Origin of the sequence: Tardiphaga sp. 768_D3_N2_1, assembly GCF_052076105.1 — a bacterium.
Taxonomy (GTDB): Bacteria; Pseudomonadota; Alphaproteobacteria; order Rhizobiales; family Xanthobacteraceae; genus Tardiphaga.
Window position 1 is genome coordinate 1,068,115 of record NZ_CP197245.1, and the last position, 19,076, is coordinate 1,087,190.

18 protein-coding genes are annotated in these 19,076 nt (G+C 62.1%); 3 read left to right on the forward strand and 15 right to left on the reverse strand.

Annotated features, from left to right (window positions below):
• Positions 1-125 precede the first annotated feature (125 nt).
• The gene (malQ, locus tag AB8A27_RS04910; protein WP_441240942.1) at positions 126-2,078 is read left to right on the forward strand and encodes a 4-alpha-glucanotransferase; all 1,953 of its coding nucleotides are present in this window, start codon (positions 126-128) and stop codon (positions 2,076-2,078) included.
• A 24-nt stretch (positions 2,079-2,102) separates the two neighbouring features.
• Complete coding sequence (locus AB8A27_RS04915) at positions 2,103-3,902, forward strand: glycoside hydrolase family 15 protein (protein WP_441240943.1); 1,800 nt, start codon at positions 2,103-2,105, stop codon at positions 3,900-3,902.
• A 137-nt stretch (positions 3,903-4,039) separates the two neighbouring features.
• Here the strand turns inward: AB8A27_RS04915 and AB8A27_RS04920 are convergent, their stop codons facing one another.
• The 15 genes from AB8A27_RS04920 to pqqA form a co-directional block, all read right to left on the reverse strand.
• Complete coding sequence (locus AB8A27_RS04920) at positions 4,040-4,852, reverse strand: HAD family hydrolase (RefSeq protein WP_441240944.1); 813 nt, start codon at positions 4,850-4,852, stop codon at positions 4,040-4,042.
• A gap of 11 nt (positions 4,853-4,863) precedes the next feature.
• Positions 4,864-5,343, reverse strand: a complete 480-nt coding sequence (locus tag AB8A27_RS04925; RefSeq protein ID WP_441244826.1) for a gluconokinase — start codon at positions 5,341-5,343, stop codon at positions 4,864-4,866.
• Between the two features lie 40 nt (positions 5,344-5,383).
• Positions 5,384-6,124, reverse strand: coding sequence for a 6-phosphogluconolactonase (gene pgl, locus AB8A27_RS04930; protein ID WP_441240945.1), 741 nt, complete (start codon positions 6,122-6,124; stop codon positions 5,384-5,386).
• Between the two features lie 4 nt (positions 6,125-6,128).
• The gene (gene zwf / locus AB8A27_RS04935) at positions 6,129-7,640 is read right to left on the reverse strand and encodes a glucose-6-phosphate dehydrogenase (RefSeq protein WP_441240946.1); all 1,512 of its coding nucleotides are present in this window, start codon (positions 7,638-7,640) and stop codon (positions 6,129-6,131) included.
• A gap of 5 nt (positions 7,641-7,645) precedes the next feature.
• Positions 7,646-8,674, reverse strand: coding sequence for a phosphogluconate dehydrogenase (NAD(+)-dependent, decarboxylating) (gene gnd, locus AB8A27_RS04940; RefSeq protein ID WP_441240947.1), 1,029 nt, complete (start codon positions 8,672-8,674; stop codon positions 7,646-7,648).
• A gap of 66 nt (positions 8,675-8,740) precedes the next feature.
• Entirely contained in the window at positions 8,741-11,593 is a 2,853-nt protein-coding gene (locus AB8A27_RS04945) for a bifunctional transaldolase/phosoglucose isomerase (protein ID WP_441240948.1), read from the reverse strand.
• 366 nt (positions 11,594-11,959) lie between these two features.
• Entirely contained in the window at positions 11,960-12,412 is a 453-nt protein-coding gene (locus AB8A27_RS04950) for a DsrE family protein (protein ID WP_441240949.1), read from the reverse strand.
• Between the two features lie 30 nt (positions 12,413-12,442).
• Positions 12,443-13,096: a hypothetical protein gene (locus AB8A27_RS04955; protein ID WP_441240950.1), complete on the reverse strand. Its 654-nt coding sequence runs from the start codon at positions 13,094-13,096 to the stop codon at positions 12,443-12,445.
• 272 nt (positions 13,097-13,368) lie between these two features.
• Complete coding sequence (locus AB8A27_RS04960; RefSeq protein ID WP_441240951.1) at positions 13,369-14,037, reverse strand: hypothetical protein; 669 nt, start codon at positions 14,035-14,037, stop codon at positions 13,369-13,371.
• Positions 14,038-14,047: 10 nt separating this feature from the next.
• Positions 14,048-15,025, reverse strand: coding sequence for a prolyl aminopeptidase (gene pip / locus AB8A27_RS04965; RefSeq protein ID WP_441240952.1), 978 nt, complete (start codon positions 15,023-15,025; stop codon positions 14,048-14,050).
• Positions 15,015-16,244: a pyrroloquinoline quinone biosynthesis protein PqqE gene (pqqE, locus tag AB8A27_RS04970; RefSeq protein ID WP_441240953.1), complete on the reverse strand. Its 1,230-nt coding sequence runs from the start codon at positions 16,242-16,244 to the stop codon at positions 15,015-15,017. The genes pip and pqqE overlap by 11 nt, the downstream gene beginning before the upstream one ends.
• The gene (pqqD, locus tag AB8A27_RS04975; RefSeq protein WP_441240954.1) at positions 16,241-16,561 is read right to left on the reverse strand and encodes a pyrroloquinoline quinone biosynthesis peptide chaperone PqqD; all 321 of its coding nucleotides are present in this window, start codon (positions 16,559-16,561) and stop codon (positions 16,241-16,243) included. The genes pqqE and pqqD overlap by 4 nt, the downstream gene beginning before the upstream one ends.
• Positions 16,562-16,570: 9 nt before the next feature.
• On the reverse strand, positions 16,571-17,323 hold the full coding sequence (pqqC, locus tag AB8A27_RS04980) for a pyrroloquinoline-quinone synthase PqqC (RefSeq protein ID WP_441244827.1): 753 nt from the start codon (positions 17,321-17,323) through the stop codon (positions 16,571-16,573).
• A gap of 35 nt (positions 17,324-17,358) precedes the next feature.
• Entirely contained in the window at positions 17,359-18,288 is a 930-nt protein-coding gene (gene pqqB / locus AB8A27_RS04985) for a pyrroloquinoline quinone biosynthesis protein PqqB (RefSeq protein ID WP_441240955.1), read from the reverse strand.
• Positions 18,289-18,387: 99 nt separating this feature from the next.
• Complete coding sequence (gene pqqA / locus AB8A27_RS04990) at positions 18,388-18,468, reverse strand: pyrroloquinoline quinone precursor peptide PqqA (RefSeq protein WP_089267584.1); 81 nt, start codon at positions 18,466-18,468, stop codon at positions 18,388-18,390.
• Between the two features lie 290 nt (positions 18,469-18,758).
• Between pqqA and AB8A27_RS04995 the strand changes: the two genes are divergently transcribed.
• Positions 18,759-19,016, forward strand: a complete 258-nt coding sequence (locus AB8A27_RS04995; protein ID WP_441240956.1) for a DUF6894 family protein — start codon at positions 18,759-18,761, stop codon at positions 19,014-19,016.
• Positions 19,017-19,076 lie beyond the last annotated feature (60 nt).

Below are 19,076 nucleotides of genomic sequence, written 5' to 3' on the forward strand. Positions count from 1 at the left end.
GTGACAGGGGTTTGGTTCCCCATGGAACCCAGCTTAGATCGACGCGTTGAAATCGGCTATCCTCTTCCGCAAGTTCAGATATTTCCCAGCAACTTTCGATTGTTGCTCTGCAAACAGCGTGCCGAATGGACCTTTTCACCAAAGCTGCCGAACTCGGAATCCAGACAGGTTTTCACGACGGTCAGGGCCAGTGGCACACCACCAGCGAAGCCGCGCTGAAGATCATTCTGGACGCCATGCCGATGCGCACGCCGCACCGGTTCGTGGAAAGTCCGGTTGTGACCCGGGCCGGCGAGGGTGCCCGTACGGTTCTCAATGAGGCTGCCACGTTTCCCCTGAGCTGGACAATCATCGACGGGGTTAAGGTTATCGCCGAGGGAACGACGGAGGGGCGCGAGATCACCTGGCCGCGCGATTTGCCGGTCGGCGTGCACAAGCTCAGGCTGGTCGACGCCAGGAACTTCCCGGACGAAGCGCCCTTCATCGTGGCGCCATCCAAGGCTTTCCCGGGCACCTTCGATCGTTCGTGGATCGTCGCCGTGCAGCTCTATGGTGTACGCTCGGAGCGCAACTGGGGGATCGGCGACTTCACCGATCTGCAGGGCCTGATCAAACTGGCCGCCAGTTTCGGCGCCGGCGGTGTCGGGCTCAATCCGCTGCATGCGCTGTTCGATGACCGGCCGGCCGAATGCAGCCCTTATTCGCCGAACAGCCGGCTGTTTCTCAATCCGCTTTATATCGACGTGGAGGCGCTGCCCGAATATGCGGCTGATGATAGCGGCGACGCGCTGGCCGAGATGCGCGCCAGCAAGTTTGTCGACTATGTCGATATCGCCGCGGCGAAGTCGACAGCGATGCGTGCCGCCTTTGAGACATTCTATGCCGATCCGAGCTCCGAGCGTCAAAAGGCCTTTGCCGCCTTCCGCGCTGAACGTGCGCCGCTGCTGACACGCTTTGCCTGTTTCGAAGTGCTGCGCCATCAGCACCAGACCGCGTGGTGGGAGTGGCCGTCGGAATGGTTGCTGCCGGATGACGCGACCTGCGAGGCTTTCCGGGCCGGGCCGGATGGCAAGGAAGTGGCCTATATCGAGTACGTGCAGTGGAATGCCGACCTGCAGCTCAAGGCGTGTTTCGATCTGACGACGAAGCTCGGCATGCCCGTTGGCCTCTATCTCGACGTCGCGGTCGGTGTACAGGCCGGCGGCTTTGATGCCTGGAACGAGCAGATCGCGATCTCGCGTCATCTCTCTGTCGGTGCGCCGCCCGATGCGCTGCAGCCCGCTGGACAGAACTGGGGACTTGCGGGCTTCAATGCCGCGGGCCTGGAAGTGCAGGGCTTCGCGCCGTTCAAGGACATGCTGCGTGCCTCGATGCGCTATGCCGGTGCTATCAGGCTCGATCACGTGCTTGGTCTCAACCGTCTCTACGTCGTGCCGCGTGGCTATGACGCCGACAACGGCGCCTATGCGAAGATGCCGCTGGAAGCCCTGCTGGCCGTAACGGCCCAGGAGAGCGTCGCCAATCGCTGCGTGGTGATCGGTGAGGACCTAGGTACCGTGCCGGATGGCTTCCGCGATCATCTCGCATCCTGGGGCATTTGGTCGTATCTGGTGATGATGTTCGAGCGCGACGAGCGCTATGCGTTCAGGGGCGTGGATTATTACGCACCGAATGCGCTGGTGACGTTCAATACGCACGATCTGCCGACCTATGCCGGCTGGCGTAGCTATCACGATCTCCAACTCAAGCGCTCGCTGGGCATCGATCCCGGCGAGAGCGACGATGCCCGCCGTTACGCGCTGCAGATGCTCGGCGAGGCGCTGCGAGCGCAGGGCATCAATACCGAAGACTTCTATGCCGTCGCTCACTTTCTCGCGCGCACGTGGACCCGATTGCTGGCGGTCGCGTTGGAAGACCTGTTGGGTGTGATCGATCAGCCGAATATTCCCGGCACGATCAATGAACATCCGAACTGGCGGCAACGGCTGCCCGCTACAGTGGAGACGATGGCTACTTCGATTGATCGTGACGCGCTGCGCATTGCAACAGCGGACAGGAGTTCGTCCGCATTGACGTAATTTTTGTCAGATGGCGGAAAGACATTGTACAGCAACATCGAAGATTATGCGCTGATCGGCGATTGTGAGACCGCCGCTCTCGTCAACCGCAACGGATCGATCGACTGGCTGTGCTGGCCGGCCTTCGATTCCGACGCCTGCTTTACGGCGCTGCTCGGCACCAAGGATCACGGCCGCTGGCAAATTGCGCCCGACGCGCCGATCAAGGCGTGCAAACGGCGCTATCGCGGTGACTCGCTCATTCTGGAAACCACGCTGGAGACGGACGACGGCGCCATCACGCTGATCGACTTCATGCCGCCGCGCGGCGCCGCTTCTGATGTGGTGCGGATCGTCCGCGGCGATCGCGGCACGGTGAAGGTCCGCATGGAGCTGATCATCCGCTTCGGATTCGGCGCAGCCATCCCCTGGGTGAAGCGCGACAAGGATGGCGCCGTGCTGGCGATTTGCGGACCCGACATGACGGTGCTGCACACGCCCATCGAGACCCATGGCGAGAACCTCACGACCGTCGCGAAATTCGAAGTCAAACAGGGCGACAGCATCCCGTTCGTGCTGACCTACGGGCCGTCGCACCTGAAAGTGCCTGCGCCGATCAATGTCGGCGAGGCGCTGAAAGACACCGAGGAATTCTGGAAGGAATGGAGCAACCGCTGCACCTACAAGGGCGAGCACCGCGATCTCGTGATGCGCTCGCTGATTACGCTGAAGGCGCTGATCTATGCACCGTCCGGCGGCATTGTCGCGGCGCCGACGACGTCGCTGCCCGAAAAGCTCGGTGGCTCCAGAAACTGGGACTATCGCTTCTGCTGGCTGCGCGATGCGACCCTCACGCTGCTGGTGCTGATGAACAGCGGCTACACGGATGAGGCGCGCGCCTGGCATCGCTGGCTGCTGCGCGCCGTTGCCGGCGCACCGGCCGAGATGCAGATCATGTACGGCATCATGGGCCAGCGCCGCCTGCTCGAATGGGAGGCCGACTGGTTGCCCGGCTATGGCGGCGCGCTGCCGGTGCGCGTCGGCAATGCCGCACATGCGCAATTGCAGCTCGACGTCTATGGCGAACTGATCGATGCCTTCCATCAGACCCGCGTCGCCAAACTAGAACTCGATGGCGACACCTGGGCGGTCGAATGCGTGATCCTCGAACATCTCGCCTCGGTCTGGAACAAGCCCGATCACGGCATCTGGGAGCTCCGCGGCCCCGGCAAGCACTATGTGCTCTCGAAGGTCGGCTGCTGGGTTGCGTTCGACCGCGCCATCAAAAGCGCTGAGACCTTCAATCTCAAAGGCCCCGTCGACAAATGGAAGGCACTGCGCAAGGAGATTCATCGCGACGTCTGCGAGAAAGGGTTCGATCCCCGCGAAAATACCTTTGTGGAATCCTATGGCTCGGACGTACTCGACGGCGCCATCCTGCTCCTGCCGGCGCTGGGCTTTCTTCCGGCCGACGATCCCCGCGTGAAGGGCACGATCGCTGCGGTCGAGAAATATTTGATACGCGACGGCTTCGTGTTGCGCCACGATCCGCGCCAGGTCACCGGCGAGGTGCAGCCCGCCGAGGGCGCGTTCCTTGCCTGTAGCCTCTGGCTGGCCGAGGCCTATATCAAGATGGGCGAGATCGCCAAGGCGGAAGAACTGTTCAATCGCGTCGTCGCCATCGCCAATGATGTCGGCCTGCTGGCGGAGGAATATGACAGCGGCGTCAAGCGCCAGACCGGCAACTTCCCGCAGGCACTGACCCATATCGCGCTGATCGCGGTGGCGCATAATCTGGCGAGCGCTAAGCGTCCGCAGGAGAAGAAGGTGGAGAGGGCGAAGTAAGGGGCCTAACGTCGTCCCCGCGAAGGCGGGGACCCATACCCGCCGGCGCTCTAGTAGAAACGCTAGATTCGCGGCTCTGCCGCTTTAACTATTCCGACCGTGGTTATGGGTCCCCGCCTTCGCGGGGACGACCGCAACTACGCACTCGCATTCCGCTTCAAAATTATCTCCACCGCGCCCGCAAAGCCTTCCTCCTCATTCGACGTCGTCACATCCGTCGCCTGTGCCTTCACGTCGTCGCTCGCATTGCCCATGGCGATCGACATGCCCGACACCTTGAACATCGGCAGGTCGTTGCGCATGTCGCCGATGGTGGCGATGGCCTCAAGGGAGATGCCCAGCCGCCGCGCCATCGCCTGCACGAAGGTGCCCTTGTTCTGATTGGGCGGCGTGATGTCGAGATAGTAGTTTTGCGAGCGCACCGCGACGGCCGTATCGCCCAGCGCCTTCTGCATGACGCCCTCGCAGCGTTCCAGCAGCGGGAAGTCGGAACTGGCACCGACAATCTTGCAGACCTTGGCGAGATAGGGCGAGAAGTCGTCGACCATCACGGCCTCATGCTGGATGGTGTCGCGCTCATGCGGCACATATTTGCCGTCGTCGCGCTTGATCACCCATTCGTCATTGGTGAAAATCCAGATATCGACGCCGTAGTCCTCCAGCACTTCGATGGCGCGCTTGGTCGCTGCTTCCGGGATCAGATGCTGTGCGATGGGCTTGAGGTCGTCGTCCACCATCGAGCTGCCATTGAAGGGGCCCATCGGCAGCGTGATCCCCAGTGGCTTCACCAGGAAGCGCATGCCGACCGGCGGGCGGCTCGACGTGATGGTGAAGCCGATGCCGGCGTCTTCCAGCTTCTTCACGGCCGCCCTGGCCGTGTCGGTCAGCCGCTTGTCGTGGGTCACCAACGTGCCGTCGACATCGGATACCACGAGAGAAATCTTGGTCATGGTGCGATCCTTCAGGTCGGCAGTTGCTTGATGATGGCGTCAACGATGCGATCAATATCGTGGTCGATGGACACCGTGATCGGGCGCTCATCGGGGCCGGGCACTTCCAGCGTCCTGAACTGGCTGTCGAGCAGCGACGGCGGCATGAAGTGGTTTCTTCGCGCCGCCATGCGCTCTGCAATCAGCTCCTTGGAGCCGTTGAGATAGACGATGCGAATATCATGCCGGCCGTGCAGCAGCAGATCGCGATAGACGCGCCTGAGCGCAGAACAGGCGACGACGAGCTTGCCGCCATCGGCGGTGACCCGGTCGATTTCGTCGGCGATGCTCTGCAGCCAGGGCCAGCGATCCTCGTCGGTGAGTGGCTGGCCCGCGCGCTGCTTCTCGACATTCGCCGGCGGATGAAAATCATCGCCATCGGCGAAACGCCAGCCGAGACGATCCGCCAGGGCCTTTCCGATCGAGCTCTTGCCCGAGCTCGAGACGCCCATCACTACCAGGGCCTTGGGCGCCACAATATTGGGCACGCTGTCAGCCACGCGCGTCGTCCGGTAGGGCGGCCTTGTCGCACAGCCAAACGGTTTCGTCGTCCGACCTCGCGCGGTTGGCTGGCAGATCCTCGCCCTTCAGCACGCGCGTCAGGATCGCGCGCTTGTCCTCGCCGCTCATCAGGAACAGCATCTCGCGGCATGACGCCAGCGCCGGCAGCGTCAGGCTGACACGCGGCACGAATGGCTTCACATGGGCTTCGGGCACGCCGACCACCCAGCGGTCTGTCACCTCGATCGCAGGATATCCGGGAAATAACGAGGCCACATGGCCGTCGGGCCCCACGCCGAGCAGCACCAGATCGAACAGCGGTTTGGCTTTATCGAGCTTGTCGGCACCGTAGAAAGACTGCAGTTCGCGCGCATAGAGCGCTGCGGCGTCATCAGGGTTCGCCGCATCGGTCTTGATCGGGTGCACGTTGCCGAGTGGCGCGCAGGCATCGAGAAATGCCGTCCGCGCCATACTCATATTGTTCAGCGGATCGCCTGACGGCACGAAGCGGTCATCGCCGATGAACCAGTGCACGCGATCCCAGGGGATTTCGCTGCGCCAGGGCTCGGTCGCGAGTAATTCATAGAGCCGCTTCGGACTCGATCCGCCGGTCATGCAGATGGCGACGCGACCGTGATTGGCCTCGATACGCTCGATCAGACGCTCGGCAGCGGATTCAGCGAGAGCCATCGCATCCTCGACCACGACGATATGGCGATTGGGCGCTGCCATGGCGTCAGCTCAGCACGCGCCAGCTACGACCATCGCGCTTGAGCAGGTCGTTGGCTTCTTCGGGACCTTCGCTGCCGGCGTTGTAAGTCTTCAGCCCATCCTTGCCGGCCTTCTTCCAGGCATCAAGGAAGGGTTGCACGGCACGCCAGCCGGCTTCCACGCTGTCGGCGCGCTGGAACAGGATGTTGTCGCCGATCATGCAGTCATAGATCAGCGTCTCGTAGCCCGTGGCCGGCGCGGCCTGGAAGTAGTCCTTGTAGCGGAACTTCATCTCGACGCCGTCGATCTCCACGGACGGACCGGGCACCTTGGTGTTGAACTTCAGCGAGATGCCTTCATTCGGCTCCACCGCGATAACGAGAAAGTTCTCGGCGAGGCTTTCCACCGACATGTCGCGGAACATCGCGAAGGGTGCTTGCTTGAACTTGATCGCCACTTCGGTGCGTTTGATGCCAAGTGCCTTGCCGGTGCGCAGATAAAACGGAACGCCGGCCCAGCGCCAGTTGTCGATCGACAGCTTCATCGCCGCATAGGTCTCGGTGGTGCTGCCGTCCTTGACGTCCTTGGTCTTCAGATAATCGCCAATGTCGGTATCGCCCACATGGCCGGCGACATATTGCGCGCGCACCGAATTCTGCAGTGCTTCGGCTTCGGTCTGCGTGGTGACGGCGGCGAGCACTTCGGCTTTCTCGGAGCGTACCGCATTGGCTTCGAACCGCGAGGGCGGCTCCATCGCGACCAGCGACAGCAGCTGGAACAGGTGGTTTGGCACCATGTCGCGCAGCGCGCCGGTGGCGTCGTAGAACGAGCCGCGATGGCCGACGCCGAGTTTCTCGTCCACGGTGATCTGCACGTGATCGATATGGTTGCGATTCCAGATTGGCTCGAACATGCCATTGGCAAAGCGCAGCACCAGGATGTTCTGCACCGTCTCCTTGCCGAGATAGTGATCGATCCGGTAGATCTGCTGCTCGTTCATCAGGCCGAGCAGTTCCTTGTTCAGCTTCTTTGCTGATTCAAGGTCGGTGCCGAACGGCTTCTCGACCACGAGGCGACGCCAGCAGCCGTTTTCCTTCAGCATGCCGGTGCGGCCGAGCTGGCGCGCGATCGGCGCGAAGGCCGACGGCGGGGTTGCCAGATAGAACAGGCGATTGCCTCCGGTGCCGCGCGCTTCCTCGAGTTTGTCGAGCTGGTCGCGCATGCGATCGAAGGATTCCGGCTCGCCCGGATCGGCCTCGATGCATGTGACGCAATTGAGCAGTTTCTGCGCGATGGCGTCGTCGACCGGACGCGTCGCATATTGCTTCAGGCCCTTCATCAGGTCGTCGCGGAGTTCCGCGCTGGTCATGTCCTTGCGGGCGATGCCGACAACACAGAATTTCTCCGGCAGTAGATCGGCCGCCTGCAGGTTATACAGCGCCGCGATGACCAGCCGGTGTGCAAGATCGCCGGTGACGCCGAAAATCACGAATGCGCAAGGGTCTGGCTTCTTGGATTTGGCTGAGATCTCGGTCATGCGGGCTACGCCTTTGGTTTGATGATATCAGGCGCGTCCTGCCGCTTCGGATCCGGATGCTGATCGGGCTCTTTGTGGCCGCCGAAACCGGCGCGCATCGCGGATAGAATCTTCTCTGCAAATGTATGTTCCTTGCGCGAACGAAACCGCGCAAACAGCGCCGCCGTCAGCACTTCGGCGGGGACCGCCTCGTCGATGGCGGCATTCACCGTCCAGCGGCCTTCGCCGGAATCCTCGACAAAGCCAGAATAGGTATCGAGCGTTTCGTTCTTGGCGAGCGCCGAGGAGGTGAGGTCGAGCAGCCATGACGGGATCACACTGCCGCGGCGCCAGACTTCGGCGATATCAGGCAAATTCAAATCGAAGCGATGCGCCTCCGGCAGCGCCTCGATATTGGCGTTCTTCATGATGTCGAAGCCCTCGGCATAGGCCTGCATCAATCCGTATTCGATGCCGTTATGGACCATCTTGACGAAGTGCCCGGCGCCGACGGGACCCGCATGGATATAGCCGTTCTCGATGCGCGGATCTGAGTTGTCGCGGCCCGGCGTGCGCGGGATGTCGCCGATCCCCGGCGCCAGCGTCTTGAAGATCGGATCGAGCCGGTCGACGACTTCCTTGTCGCCGCCGATCATCATGCAATAGCCGCGCTCGAAGCCCCAGACGCCGCCGGATGTGCCGACATCGATATAGAACAGGCCCTTTTCTTTCAGCGCTTGGCCGCGGCGAACGTCGTCCTGCCAGAACGTATTGCCGCCATCGATGATCGTGTCGCCGGGCTCAAGCAGCCTGGTCAGCGCATCGATGGTGGTTTCGGTGATGCGGCCTGCGGGGAGCATCACCCAGACATGGCGCGGCTTGGCTAGTTTCTTGACGAAGTCTTCCAGCGACGATCCGCCGGTGGCGCCTTCGGAGGCGAGGCCGCTGACGGCCTTGGCGTCCTTGTCATAGACCACCGCGGTGTGGCCGTTCTTCATCAGGCGGCGGACAATATTTCCGCCCATTCGGCCGAGACCGATCATGCCGAGCTGCATTGTGTGATGTCCTTATATTGATTGCGCATGACCCGAAGCAATGTCCGGGCCATGCGGATCGTTCGTTTAGTTCAATGCGGCAGTCATCGCCTTGTCGAGAACAGCAAGTCCGGCCTTGAGATCACCCTTGAGATGGACGCGCAGCGCGCGGCGATTGCGATCCGTCAGCACGCCGAAGTCACCACGCGCCTGTGCCGCCTTGATGACACCGAACGAGGCGCGGTAATCGGGGATAGCGAGATCCTTGGCGTCATCCGCGGTGATCTGCAGGAACACGCCGGTGTCCGGCCCGCCTTTATAGGCCTGGCCCGTCGAATGCAGGAAGCGGGGGCCGAATTCGGCGCAGGTCGCGACCTTCTTCTTGTCGCGTAGCGCCATCCGCATCTGCTGCAGCGTATCGATATGCGCGCCGTCGCGTTCGACATAAGCGAGCAAAGCGACATAATCGCCGGGCGTGACACGGCGGAAATGGGCCTTCAGCCACGACGTCAGATCGCCATCGGCACCGGCTTTCTTCAGCAGTTCGGCATTGCTGTCGTCGGTATAGAGATCGGCCTCCTTGGACGACACCACCGGCGTTTCCGGCGGCAGCGAACCGGTCTTCTCGAAGGCTTCCGTCAGCTCGCGTGTCTTGATCTTGGCGGCTTCCACATCCGGCTGGTTGAACGGATTGATGCCCAGTATGGAGCCGGCAACGGCCGTCGCGATCTCGAAGCGGAAGAATTCCTGGCCGAGATGGTCGATGGACGGCATCACGATGCGCGCAACGGGATGACCTGCTTTCTCCAGGGCCGCGAGCTTGTCGTCATGGGCCTTGTCGTCTTCGCCCGATGTGCGCAGATCGATGAAGAAGCGATCATTGCCATAGACCGAAGGCTCGCCCAGCGTCTCGCCGTCGATGGGGATCAGGCCCTTGCCGTCCTTGCCGGTGGATTCGGCGATGAGCTGCTCAGCCCATGCGCCGAAATCGGCGATTTTCCTGGAGGAGAGGATCGTCACCTTGTCGCGGCCGTCGAGACCGGCATTGCCCATGGCGAGGCCGAGCTGCACGCCGGGATTTTCAGCCGGCGGCACGTCGGGCCCGCAGGAGCGAACCATCGACAGCGTGAGATCGAGCAGTTTGGTGAGGTCGACGCCTGCGGCCGCGGCCGGCACGAGGCCGAAGGGCGACAGCACCGAATAGCGGCCGCCAATGGCCGGGTCGCCGTGGAAGATGCGCGCAAACTTTTGCGTCTTCGCGACCTTCTCCAGCGACGAGCCGGGATCGGTCACGGCGACGAAATGCGAACCGGCCAGCTCGGCGCCAACCGCCTTGGTCACCTCGTCGAAGAAGTAATTCTTCATCACATTCGGCTCGGTGGTGCCGCCGGATTTGCTCGAGATGATGAAGAGCGTCGAGGCGATCTTCACGGCTTTGCCCATCGCTGCCACTTGCGCCGGATCGGTGGAATCCAGCACATGCAGTTTCGGGAAGCCCGCGACTTTCGCAAAAGTCTGCGCCAGCACTTCCGGACCAAGGCTCGATCCGCCCATGCCGAGCACCACCGCATCGGTGAATCCCTGCGCCTTCACCCATTTGGCGAAGTCGGCATAGTCAGCCAGCTTGGCCTTCTCGGCAAAAGCGCTGTTCAGCCAGCCCAGCCACTTGTCTTCGTCGGCGCCGGTCCAGACCGATTTGTCCTTGTGCCAGAGCCGGCGGATTTTTGCCGAACCGCGCCACTCTTCGGTTGAGGTTGCGACCTTCTTGGTGATGCCGTCGCCGAGCGCGAGCTTCTGCGATCCGATCCCGTTGCCCAGCGACGTCGCGCGCTTGTGCGCCACAGCGCCATAGAGCTTGTCGGCGGCGTCGGCGAACAGCTTGACGCCGTCCTCGACGAGATGCGTCGTGATCGCATCCAGCGAAATGCCGGTCCTGGCGAGATCGGCCAGCACCTTCTTCGCGTCCTCGACATTCTCTTCGAGGCTGTCACGCACTTCGCCATGGTCGCGGAAGGCGTCCAGCGTGGCGGGCGGCACCGTGTTGACCGTGTTCTTGCCGATCAGCTCTTCCACATAGAGCGTGTCGCGATAGTCCTTGCTCTTCACGCCGGTCGACGCCCAGAGCAGGCGCTGCGGCTTGGCGCCTTTGGCCTTGAGTTTTTCCCAGCGCGGGCCGGCGAACAGTTTCAGATATTCCTGATAGGCGAGCTTCGCATTGGCGATGGCGACCTTGCCCTTGAGGTCCTTGAGCCGTGCCTTCTCTGAGGGATCGTTGGCCTTGGCGATCTTGTCGTCGAGCTGCTTGTCGACCTGCGCGTCGATACGGCTGACGAAGAACGAGGCGACACTCGCCACATGGGACGGATCGCCGCCGCCCGCGACATACTTTTCGAGGCCGTTCAGATAGGCCTCGGCGACCTCGACATAGGTCTTCTGCGCGAACAGCAGCGTCACATTGATGCTGATGCCTTCGCCGATCAGTTGCTGGATCGCGGGCAGCCCCTCCGGCGTCGCCGGTACCTTCACCATCAGGTTCGGGCGCTTGACGCTCGCCCACAGGCGCTCCGCCTCGGTGATCGTGCCCTTGGTGTCATTGGCGAGATAGGGCGAGACTTCGAGGCTGACGAAACCGTCATCGCCCTTCATCTTGTTATAGACCGGCTTCAGCACATCGGCAGCGTGCTGGATATCCTCGACCGCGATGTGCTCGAACAGGTCGGCAGGCGATTTGTCGCCCGACTTCAGCGCCTCGGCAATCGGGGCATCATATTCGTCTGAACTTCCGATCGCCTTCTCGAAGATCGCCGGGTTCGACGTCACGCCTTTCACGGCGTCGGTGTCGATCAGCTTCTTCAGGTCGCCTTTGGCGACGAAGCCGCGGGCGAGGAAGTCCAGCCAGACGGCCTGACCATGGGATTCGAGTGCTTTGACGGGATTCATGATGCCTTGTTCTGTTCGCAATTATCAAAAGGCCGATCGCCCGCGAACGTGCCGCGGCCCGGTTCCAATGATCGCCCCAAACCCCTACGCGTGGCAAGCCGAACGGTTCCATTTTGAATGCGGGAGCCGGATCGCAATTCCGTGTTCGGCGAACCCGGTGCGTGAAATGACGATTGTGTAAATTTTGTGCGTCGGATTTGTGCGGGGCGCGCAGGCGACCACGGTGCGTGCGAGATGCGGATCGCTAACCTCTCCGCGTCATGGCCGGGCTTGTCCCGGCCATCCACGCCTTTCTATCGCGTAGCCAAGACGTGGATGCCCGGGACAAGCCCGGGCATGACGGTGAATAACGGTTTTGATGACGTGTCACGGCCGAATATAGAGATACCCTTGCGACTGCAGCTCCGCGATCCGGACCACACCGCCTCTGTCGGCAATGGTGAAGCCCGGCTGCAGGCCATCCAGCGTCACATCCTGCGCCTTCATGGTGTTGCCGCAGGCGGCCATCTGCAGGCCGGCCTTCGAGAACCTGGCCACCCGGCCGGTGATATCGGGATTGGCCTGGGTCAGGGCAAAGGCGCGCAGCGCCGGGCCGAGCACGACCAGCGCGATGGTAACGTTGTCGGGGCCGCCCACGCCATCGAAGTGGTTCTGGATATTGCCGAGGGCGAAATTCACCCGGTCGGCATCGGCGAGATGATAGACGACCTTCAGCCTGGACGCAGGGGCCTCGTGCGTCGTGGCCGCAGTCGCCCGCGAGGCCAGCAGTCCCGCGCCGACCGACGACAGGGCGGTCCACAAGAGGTTGCGCCGGTTCATGGCTCGCTCCTGTCCTGTTGCATCCGCAGTCTACTTGCCGAGCATCGCTATGCGTTCGTCGTCATCGCTGACCAGCGACCCGCAGTCCTTCAGACTCGTGCGCTCGAGTCGAAACGCCTTATCGTCGGCGCCGGCCTTGAGATAGTCGGCAGTTTCCTCTTCGGCCTTGCTGTCGTTATCCCAGATGCGCACGGCCTCCAGCCGAACCATCGCCGCAGCCTTGTCCTGTGGTCTGCGACTTGCCGCGATACCGATCTCGATGCCGCCGCCTTCGCAATCGATGGGGCAGGAGAGCCGGACTTCATCGCCAGCGTCTTTGACGATCGCATGGTTGCAGGAGCCGGCGGATTGGAAGTCGCCCTTGCGGTGGCGAAATTTCACGCCGAGCCTGAATTCGTGATTATAGGTCTGCTCTGTCGACGGCATATCCACCGTGACCAGCAGCTTCATGGCACTGACCGTTTGCTTCGGGTGGGCGGCGAGATGATCGGCGTCGTAGCGCCTGATAAAACACGCAAAGGTCTTCACCTTGCCGGCCGTGCTGCCAACCAGCGTGGTGTCGAAAGCCTGGGCCTGGGCTGCCGACGCCTTCTTTGGCTCGTCCTCTGCGCGTGCCGTGCCGCCGGCGATGGCCGAGATCAGAAGCGAAGCGGCGAAAGCCGGCATGGACAGGATGCGGATCATGGACGTCTCACAAGGTGAGGCCCGAAAGGGCCATTTCACCTTGGTCGTGTGAGGCGCGGTATGCGTTCAATCGGGGATCGACGCCCTATTACTCGGCATCGATCCATAGTGGGGTCATCCCCGCGAAGGCGGGGATCCATAGCCTCCGGAGAATTGGTAAAACCACCATCGTCGTGGCTCTGCCGTTTCAACCACATCGACCGTGGTTATGGATCCCCGCCTTCGCGGGGATGACCCGTTGAGATTACGGCGCGCATTCTTGACGTGAACGCCTAAAAATCCGCCTTCGCCAGATCCCACATCAGCCGGTAGGTCCCCTCGGAAATCAGCTCAGCCGAGGCCGCTGTGATGGCCGCATTGAAGCGTCCCTTCATGGTCGCAGCCACCGCATCCACATCGGTGCCGTCGATTATGACATACCAATCGCGCGCCGCAGGATTAGGCGCAGCGGGATCGTCGGTGAGCGGCTTCGACAGTCGGGGATCGCTCTCCATCAGATGCATCGAAATGATGCCGTGCAGATCGCCCGGATCGAGCTGCGCCTCGATGGCGCTGCGCAGTTTGTCAGCGCCATCGGCGGGTGGCCGGATGCGCACCAGCCCCAGCGCTGCGCCACGGCCTTGACCGCGGCTGACGGTGATCCGCGCCACCGAACGCAGCATGTTCTGGAAACGGCCGATATTGGTCAGCGACCACTTCGTCTGGTTCGCCAGCGCCGTGCGATAGGCGTCGCTGTCCAGCACGTCGAATGTCCTGGTCGAATACAGGCCGAGATATTTCGGCCGGGCGTTCACGGCCACATAACGTCTCGCCTCGACAAACCCCTCGATGGCGACGCGCTCGGCAAGATGCTCGCGGTCGTACCACTGGTTGAATTCCTGCTCATGCTCCGCATCGATATCCATCGACGTCATCAGCATTCCAGTTCCGGCGATCGGCATTCCAGAAGTCCTATTTCAATTTCGACGCCACATCGGCGATGGCCTTCATCACCGCATCGCGCATGCCGGGGTCATACAGGTTGTGACCGGCGCCTTCAACGATGCGCACTTCCGCATCGGTCCAGCGTCTGGCCAAAGCGTGCGATGTCGCGGGCGGGCAGAGAAAGTCGTAACGGCCCTGAATGATGACGCCGGGAATGCCGTTGAGTTTGCCGGCGTCTTCCATGAGCTGCTGCGGCCGCATGAAGCAGTCGTGCTTGAAGTAATGCGCTTCCATCGCCGGTGTCGCCGGCATCATCCGCGTCGTATTGCCGAGTTCGGCACGGTCGAGCCGCGTGCGTTTCGGCGCGATTTCCGACAGGATGGCTTCCGTGCCGCCCCAGGCGCGGATCGCCGGGACATGCACGGCCGGATCGGCATCGAGAATGCGGCGATAGAAGTTCGGCAGCGGATCGGCGCGCTCGGCTTCGGGAAGGACGCTCAGGAAATCTCCATGCAGGCCGGGATAATGCCGCGGCAGCATGGTGTTGAAGACATCATGCAATTCTTCCCGCGTGCCGAGAAACGTTGCGCGCAGCACGATGCCGGTCACGCGATCCGGATGGGCCTGCGCATAGGCGAGCGCCAGCGTTGCCCCCCAAGAGCCGCCGACCACGAGCCATTTGTCGAAGCCGAATGTCTGGCGGATCGTTTCCATATCGGCGATCAGATGCGGCAGCGTATTCGCCTCGCGCAGGCCTTTGGGCTTGCTGCGGCCGGCGCCGCGCTGGTCGAACAGCACGGCATGAAAACGCTGCGGATCGAACAGCCTGCGGTGATCGGGCTGGCAGCCGGAGCCGGGGCCGCCATGCAGATAGACTGCGGGGATGCCATCCCTGCGGCCAACGCTCTCTACATGGATTGCATGGCCGTCGCCGACATCGAGATGTTCCGAGGTCAGCGGCGCAAACAGGTCCGCTTTGACCGGGGCGGGGACGTCAGCGGCCATGAACGTGATCCGCGTCCGGCTCCAGCGTGCCGCCGTTGAAGTTGCGATAGATGAAGCGGTCGCGGCCCTCAGTGGATTCCGTCTCGGCCAGTTTGAATATCTCCTCGTGCCGGGGCGACAGCGTGCAGGCGGGGTCGGTGTTGCCGGCATCGCCGGTCAGCGCGAAGGCCTGGCAGCGGCAACCGCCGAAATCCACTTCCTTGAACTCGCAGCTTCGGCACGGCTCGGGCATCCAGCCGGTGCCGCGATAGCGGTTGAAGGCTTCGGAGTTCTGCCAGATCCAGGCGATCGAATGATTGGAGCGCACGGATTCGAATTCCATCCCGGTGATGGTCTCCGCCGCATGGCAGGGCAGAATCTTGCCGGCCGGCGAGATGTTGAAGAACTGCCGGCCCCAGCCGCCCATGCACTTCTTCGGCCGCAGCGCGTAATAGTCCGGCACCACATAGTCGATATCGAGAATGCCTTTCAGGCGCAGCTGCGCGTCATCGACGATGCGGCTGGTCTCGTCGATCTGATCGATGGTCGGCATCAAAGCGGCGCGGTTCTTCAGTGCCCAGCCGTAATACTGCACATTGGCGACTTCCAGCCGGTCGGCATCGAGATCGACAGCCATCTGAATGATGTCGCTGAGCTGATGCAGGTTCTGCCGGTGCATCACCGCATTCACCGTCAGCGGAAGATCGAGTTCGCGCGTCCATCTGGCGACTTCGAGCTTCTTCGCGTGGCCATTGCGATACCCGCCGACACGGTCGGCCACCACGGGCTCATTGCCCTGGAAGCTGATCTGCACATGGCATAGCCCGGCATCGGCGAGTGCGGAAAGTTTGTCTCGCGTCAGCAGCACGGCCGAAGTGATGAGGTTGGAATACAGGCCCACATCCGTCGCATGCTGCACCAGCTCGACGATATCCTTGCGCGCGGTCGGCTCGCCGCCGGAGAAGTGGATCTGCAGCACGCCGATTTCGGCAAGCTCTGACAGCACCTTCTTCCATTCATCGGTGGTCAGCTCGGTGCTGCCGCGGTCGAGCTCCACAGGATTGGAGCAATATGGACATTGCAGCGGGCAGCGATGGGTGAGTTCGGCCAGCACGGCGAGGGGAATGCCGAAGGTCTCAGCGGTCGAGCGCGTGCGCTCCATGATCGCGAGACTGTCGGCAGGATCGCTGAAGACGGGACTGGCGTCGGTGAGGGCAGAATCTGAACCTAAGACACTCATGACGTCTTCTCCCGCGCTTGCGTGAGAAAGCCCTTGTCGGCGAGGTCCTGCAGCATGGCGATGACATCGGCGCCAATGTCGTCGCGCGGTGCGGCGTATTTGGCCACCAGGAGATCGATGATATCGGCGACGCTGCGGTCGCCATCGCAGAGCTGCAGGATTTCGACGGCGATATCGTCGGGCGCCAGCACGCGCTCCGGCGCGAGGATCACCCAGCGTTGGCGCGTTTCGTCGAACTTCAGCCTGGCGTGGCGCGGCAAGACCGGTTTGCTGGCCTCGCTGACACTCATCCGACGACTGCTGCGCAGCTCCGTCATCATCTGCCTCTATTTGGCCGGGACGAACGCGCCCGGCGGGATGTGGCCGTCCACATAGGCATGATACAGCGCATCGAGCTGCACCCACAACACATTGGTCTTGAAGATCAGCGCATTGGCGACCGCGCGGCGTTCGGCCGGCGAGGTGGCGTGCTGCTTGACGTAATCCAGCGCAAAGCCGGCATCGCGCGGCGCCTGGGTCAGGCGGCGGCTGAAATAGCTCATGATGTCCGGATTGACGAAGTCATAATGCTTCAGCATGCCAGAGATGCGCTCTTCATGCAGGTTCGGTGCAAACAGTTCCGTCAGCGACGAGGCGATAGCCTCGAGCGGCGATCTGTCGCGCACGAAATGCACATAGGCCTCCACTGCGAAACGAGTCGCCGGCAGGATGCCCTCGGTGGATTCCACATAGGCTGAGTCGAGGCCGAGACCTTCGGTCAGTTTCAGCCAGCGCTCGATACCGCCTTCTGCGCCGGTATCACCGTCGTGATCCTCGATGCGGTGCCGCCATTCGAGCCGTGTCGCACGGTCGCGGAAGCGCGAGATCACGACCGCGTCCTTCATGGGGATCGTGCTCTGGTAATAATAGCGGTTCAGCGCCCAAGCCTGCACCTGGCCCTTGTTGAGCTTGCCGCCATGCAGCAGCTTGTGAAACGGATGCAGCGAGTGATAGCGCGTCGCGCCGATATGGCGCAGCGTCTCTTCGAGTTGCGCGGCATTGTCCAGCGGGACGGCGGCTGAAATCGAATAGGCGGAAATGGCGTTGTCGCCGATCGTGTTTGCGCTCGGGGCGTTCACAGCGTGATCTCCATGCCATTGCCGGGGATTTGCCAGCCGGCGGTGGTCAATGCGGCGCGCTCGGTGGAATCATGCAGCAGCGCCGGGTTCGAATTGTTGATGTGCAGAAAGAACTTTCTGGCGATCCCGGCATCGGCCAGTTCACTGATGGCGCCATCCGCGCCGGACATCGACAGATGCCCCATGCTCTGGCCGGTCTTCTGGCCCAGTCCCGCCGCGATCAACTCGTCGTCGCGCCAGACGGTGCCGTCGAAGAACACCAGCGGTGCGCCCGAGATGCGCGCCTTCAGTTCGGGCGTCGCACGCGCACAGGCGGCGATAAAATAGAAATATTTGCCGGTGGCCTTCTCGGCAATCCGTAGTCCCAGCGTATCGCCGTCGCCATCTTCGCCGGCCGGATGCGCCTGACCTTCGAGATACCACGCGCTTTTGCCGGGCACTGTGAAGGGAAGCACCTCCAGGCCGGACGGCGCGCCATCCTGCAGCTTCGGTTCGAAAGATGTATCGATGTCGATGGCTTCGCGCCGCACGTTCTTGTCCGAGAGCACGTTGAAGATGCTGTTGGCTTTCAGGATCGCCAGCACACGCTGGTGCGCATAGATTGTAAATGGCGAACCCTCGCGCATCGACAAGAGCCCGGCCACCGCATCGACTTCGCCATTGGTGAGGATCACGCCCGCAATGGGCGAATGTCTGACATGGTCGGGATGGGGATGAAGCTGAGGTGTATCGGTCGCCTGCTGCCGCAGATCGGGCGAGGCATTGATCAGAAACCAGTTGGCATTGTCGGCCGTCACCGCGATGGAAGCCTGGCCGCTGCGCAGCTCAGGTCGTTCGCTGCGCGCCGCACGACAAATACGGCATCCGCAATTCCATTGCGGAACACCGCCGCCGGCCGCGGCTCCAAGAACGACAACACGCAACATGAGATCGCCCTGAATCCCGGCCCGTTCGCGCCTCGTAAAAAGACGCGGGGCGCCCGTCGTCGACGAAGGCGCCCCCAAAACCTAGCTTGAGCTCAAGTCTTACTTGCGCGCCGCGCAGGCGTACATGTTGATTTCCATGCCGACTGCAACTTCGACAATCTTCGGTGCTTTCCAGGCCATATCTCTCTCCCGCTTCACTGCAGTCAGGTACTGCATAACCACAACTCTATTACCTGCTTAAAGGTTCGCCAAGAACTTCGTCATCACAATGTGAGGTGGCAGGGGTAAAGTCCGCGTGCGTCGCACAATCGATTGCGGTGCAACATTGCAAAGGCGAGAACGTTTCCTAGATAGCGAAGGCCTTCGATTCAAAGGCATCGATTCGTACCCAGCCCGCCGCATGTTCCGGGATATTCGCGTCGTTTGAGGTCGTCTGCGCCCGCGCCAAGCCCAGTGCCGAGAGAATTGCCATGCCGCTCTATTTCTTCAACACCCGCATCAATGACGAGCTGGTGGTCGATCCGGAAGGCGAGGAACTGCGCGATCCCGATCACGCCTGGGAAGTGGCGCGGTCGATGATCCTGCAATTGTTGCGCTCCGAGGGGACGCCGAGCGACCTGCTCAATGCCGTGCTGGAAGTGACGGACAAGGACGGCGAGATCGTGCTCGAATTTCCGTTTACCGAAGCACTGCTCGATGCCACCGATGAGTCCGCGACGCGGCATTGAAAAGGTCTCAGGCGTAGGATGGGTAGAGCGTCTTCGCGAAACCCATCATGACGGCGCTTT

Excerpts from the sequence above, each read along its gene's own strand:
- malQ (WP_441240942.1), top strand. The coding sequence starts at position 126 with ATGGACCTTTTCACCAAAGCTGCCGAACTCGGAATCCAGACAGGTTTT.
- AB8A27_RS04920 (WP_441240944.1), bottom strand. The coding sequence starts at position 4,852 with ATGACCAAGATTTCTCTCGTGGTATCCGATGTCGACGGCACGTTGGTG.
- AB8A27_RS04925 (WP_441244826.1), bottom strand. The coding sequence starts at position 5,343 with ATGGGCGTCTCGAGCTCGGGCAAGAGCTCGATCGGAAAGGCCCTGGCG.
- pgl (WP_441240945.1), bottom strand. The coding sequence starts at position 6,124 with ATGGCAGCGCCCAATCGCCATATCGTCGTGGTCGAGGATGCGATGGCT.
- zwf (WP_441240946.1), bottom strand. The coding sequence starts at position 7,640 with ATGACCGAGATCTCAGCCAAATCCAAGAAGCCAGACCCTTGCGCATTC.
- gnd (WP_441240947.1), bottom strand. The coding sequence starts at position 8,674 with ATGCAGCTCGGCATGATCGGTCTCGGCCGAATGGGCGGAAATATTGTC.
- AB8A27_RS04945 (WP_441240948.1), bottom strand. The coding sequence starts at position 11,593 with ATGAATCCCGTCAAAGCACTCGAATCCCATGGTCAGGCCGTCTGGCTG.
- AB8A27_RS04950 (WP_441240949.1), bottom strand. The coding sequence starts at position 12,412 with ATGAACCGGCGCAACCTCTTGTGGACCGCCCTGTCGTCGGTCGGCGCG.
- AB8A27_RS04955 (WP_441240950.1), bottom strand. The coding sequence starts at position 13,096 with ATGATCCGCATCCTGTCCATGCCGGCTTTCGCCGCTTCGCTTCTGATC.
- AB8A27_RS04960 (WP_441240951.1), bottom strand. The coding sequence starts at position 14,037 with ATGCCGATCGCCGGAACTGGAATGCTGATGACGTCGATGGATATCGAT.
- pip (WP_441240952.1), bottom strand. The coding sequence starts at position 15,025 with ATGGCCGCTGACGTCCCCGCCCCGGTCAAAGCGGACCTGTTTGCGCCG.
- pqqE (WP_441240953.1), bottom strand. The coding sequence starts at position 16,244 with ATGAGTGTCTTAGGTTCAGATTCTGCCCTCACCGACGCCAGTCCCGTC.
- pqqD (WP_441240954.1), bottom strand. The coding sequence starts at position 16,561 with ATGACGGAGCTGCGCAGCAGTCGTCGGATGAGTGTCAGCGAGGCCAGC.
- pqqB (WP_441240955.1), bottom strand. The coding sequence starts at position 18,288 with ATGTTGCGTGTTGTCGTTCTTGGAGCCGCGGCCGGCGGCGGTGTTCCG.
- pqqA (WP_089267584.1), bottom strand. The coding sequence starts at position 18,468 with ATGGCCTGGAAAGCACCGAAGATTGTCGAAGTTGCAGTCGGCATGGAA.
- AB8A27_RS04995 (WP_441240956.1), top strand. The coding sequence starts at position 18,759 with ATGCCGCTCTATTTCTTCAACACCCGCATCAATGACGAGCTGGTGGTC.